Annotated in this window: 4 protein-coding genes and 1 tRNA gene; 2 read left to right on the top strand and 3 right to left on the bottom strand. The window is 71.8% G+C overall.

All coding sequences use genetic code 11. The features are described from left to right. Positions 1-159 precede the first annotated feature (159 nt). Entirely contained in the window at positions 160-660 is a 501-nt protein-coding gene (locus AOK00_RS39060; RefSeq protein ID WP_055600693.1) for a hypothetical protein, read from the top strand. Continuing rightward, positions 660-1,373: a GAP family protein gene (locus AOK00_RS39055; RefSeq protein WP_055600692.1), complete on the top strand. Its 714-nt coding sequence runs from the start codon at positions 660-662 to the stop codon at positions 1,371-1,373. The genes AOK00_RS39060 and AOK00_RS39055 overlap by 1 nt, the downstream gene beginning before the upstream one ends. A gap of 87 nt (positions 1,374-1,460) precedes the next feature. On the opposite strand, the gene AOK00_RS14295 is transcribed toward AOK00_RS39055, so the two are convergent. The 3 genes from AOK00_RS14295 to AOK00_RS14285 all read right to left on the bottom strand — a co-directional run bounded on the left by AOK00_RS14295 (position 1,461) and on the right by AOK00_RS14285 (position 2,628). Continuing rightward, positions 1,461-1,548, bottom strand: a tRNA-Ser gene (locus AOK00_RS14295). Between the two features lie 55 nt (positions 1,549-1,603). Further along, on the bottom strand, positions 1,604-2,032 hold the full coding sequence (gene tadA, locus AOK00_RS14290; RefSeq protein WP_055600691.1) for a tRNA adenosine(34) deaminase TadA: 429 nt from the start codon (positions 2,030-2,032) through the stop codon (positions 1,604-1,606). Between the two features lie 62 nt (positions 2,033-2,094). Next, positions 2,095-2,628, bottom strand: coding sequence for a tRNA adenosine deaminase-associated protein (locus tag AOK00_RS14285; protein ID WP_030318175.1), 534 nt, complete (start codon positions 2,626-2,628; stop codon positions 2,095-2,097). Positions 2,629-2,827: the final 199 nt, after the last annotated feature.

The following is a 2,827-nucleotide window of genomic DNA, read 5'->3' as shown; positions in this document are numbered from 1 at the left end:
CGGCGGCCACGGCGGAGAAGCTCGGCGGGGAACTCACCGACCGCGCCCGGCGCTTCCTCGCCCGGCTCAAGTCGAGCGAGACGCCCGACGTCGCCCACTTCGGGCTCCTGCACGGGGTCGCGGGCATCGGTCGGTGTCGTCCACGAGCAGTCCGTAGCGGTGGACCTGGCACGCGAGCTGCTGGAGTTCGAACTGACCGGCTACGTGCGCTGCGCGGACGGCTCCCTCCAGTTCAACGAGGCCGAACGCCGGAGCCTCGGCTACGTCGAGGTCGGCTCGCTCGGCACGGCGCTGGTCCTCTCGGAGTTCGCCCGGCACGAGGGCTGGGCCCCGGCCGACGCGGGCATCCCCGACCTGGTGCGGGCCAACGGCCCCGAGCTGATGGTCCAGAGCGGGCTCTTCCGCGGCCGGTCCGGGTTCATCGCGGGCCTGGCCTCCCTGGCCCGCGACGGACACGAGCAGCCGGCCCGGTCGTTCGTCGCGCGCCACATGAACCAGCTCGGCCTGCACGAGATCCGCCCGGCGGAAGGCCGGCTGCACTATCCCGGCACGCGCAACTACAAGCTCTCCGGCGATCTGCGGACCGGCAGCGCCGGGGTGCTCACGAGCATCGCCTTCGCGGAGGGGCGCCGCGACGCGTGGCTCCCCGGAGTCAGGTAGTGGGCGACGTCCTGGGCCAGGTCCTGCCCCTGGCCCTCCTCGACACCCTCGGCGTGTCCACGATCGCCATCCCCGTCTGGTTCCTGCTCATGCCGTCGGGGCTGCGGATCGGCCGCGTCTTCGGCTACCTCGCCCTGGTCTCACTGGGCTACCTCGTGCTCGGCCTGGTGCTCCTGAGCACCCTCGCGGCGGTACGCGAGGACCTGAGGAGCGCGCTGGAATCGCCGGCCGGCGACACGGCGATGGGAGTGGCGGGCGGCGCCCTCCTCCTCCTCGCCGTCTGGTACGGACTGCTGCGCCGGGAGAGGCCGGGTTCCGGCCGGCTCGTCCGCTGGCGGGAACAGGCGGTGGGCCGGTCCTCGACGGCGAAGGGCCTGATCACCGTCTCGACCCTGGCCGTCGTCCTCGAAGTGGCCACGATGTTCCCCTACTTGGCGGCCATCGGAACCCTGGGCGAATCGGCGCTGCCGTGGCCGTCCCAGGCGGCCGTCCTGGCGGTCTACTGCCTGGTGATGGTCGCCCCGGCCGTGCTCGTGACCCTGGCCCGGCTGGTCTCGAAGGGCGCGGTCCACCGGCCGCTGCGCAGGATCGACATCTGGCTCAGGGACAACGCCCGGGAGAACACGGCCTGGCTCATCGCCCTCGCGGGCTTCATCCTGCTGTCGAACAGCACGGCCTACGACCGGATCATGGCCCTGCTCTCCTCCGGCTGACCCCGGGCGACCCCGGCTGACGGAGGGCCAGGGCCCCGAAAAGAAGAACCCCTCCGATCCGTTTCCACGGATCGGAGGGGTTCTCGCTGGCGGTAGCGGAGGGATTTGAACCCTCGGTGACTTGCGCCACACTCGCTTTCGAGGCGAGCTCCTTCGGCCGCTCGGACACGCTACCGAGAGAGAGCTTAGCCGAAACTCGCGCTGCGATGAAATCCGTATCCCGTGGCAGGTCAGCGGGTGCGGAAGAAGGCCGTGAGCTGCTCCGCGCACTCCTCGCCGAGCACGCCCTGGATCACCTCGGGCCGGTGGTTGAGGCGGCGGTCCCGTACGAGGTCCCAGAGCGAACCCGCCGCGCCCGCCTTCTCGTCCGGCGCGCCGAACACCACCCGCTCGACCCGTGACTGGACGAGTGCCCCCGCGCACATCACGCACGGCTCCAGGGTCACGACCAGCGTGCAGCCCGTGAGCCGCCATTCCCCGGTCGCCGCGGCCGCCCGGCGCAGGGCGATCACCTCGGCGTGCGCGGTGGGGTCACCGGCCGCCTCCCGCTCGTTGTGCCCGCGGGCGAGCACGGCGCCGCCGGGGCCGAGCACGACCGCGCCGACCGGTACGTCTCCGGCCGGCACGGCCGCGTCGGCCTCGGCGAGGGCGAGCCGCATGGCGTCCCGCCAGGGGTCCCGAACGGGGTCGTGCACAGGTACGACAGGTACAGCGCGTGCCACTAGCGGACGGCCTCCAGGACCTCGGCGGCCCCCAGCGCGTCCGCGATCTCCGCGAGCGCGTCGCTTTCGAGCGCCAGCAGATCCGCCGGGGACATCCCGAGGTCCGCCAGGATCAGCCGGTCGCCGACCGGAGCGGCCGGCACGGCCTCGGCCGCGACGCTCGTCTCCTCGTCGTCGTCCGCGTCTCCGTCGAGCGGCTCCCCGTCCTCCGTGCCGTCAAGGTCCAGCGATTCGAGCTCGTCGACGATGTCGTCCAGGTCGTCGCCGAGGATCTCCCGGGTGAGGATCTCCCCGTACGAGGAACGGGCGGCGGCGGCGCCGTCCGAGACGTAGATGCGAGGGTCTTCCTCACCCTCGATCCGTACGATCCCGAACCACGCGTCCTCCTGCTCGATGAAGACGATCACCGTGTCGTCGTCCGAGGCCTCGCGGGCAAGCTCGGTCAGATCCGACAGGGTCTCCACGTCGTCGAGCTCCGTGTCGCTCGCTTCCCACCCGTCTTCGGTGCGCGCGAGCAGTGCGGCGAAGTACACCTGACTCTCTCCCACTGATCAGAGGTGTGACGATCCGGCGGCGCGCTCCTGATGCCCCGCCCAATCGGCATCGTGACAGATACGGCGCCCACAGGAGAGGTCTTCGGCTCTTGCGTCGTGCATCAGTCTGAACGACCCCGCGATCGGGCGGGCGCGCGACCCCGGCGCACGCAGGGGGCGCACAGGGGGACGGGACGGG

Origin of the sequence: Streptomyces aureus (assembly GCF_001418135.1) — a bacterium.
Lineage (GTDB): Bacteria > Actinomycetota > Actinomycetes > Streptomycetales > Streptomycetaceae > Streptomyces > Streptomyces aureus_A.
This window is presented reverse-complemented; position numbering and strand designations above follow the sequence as displayed.

What these genes read in the sequence shown, in the direction of transcription:
- tadA (WP_055600691.1), bottom strand. Translation starts at nt 2,032, where the DNA reads ATGCGGCTCGCCCTCGCCGAGGCCGACGCGGCCGTGCCGGCCGGAGAC.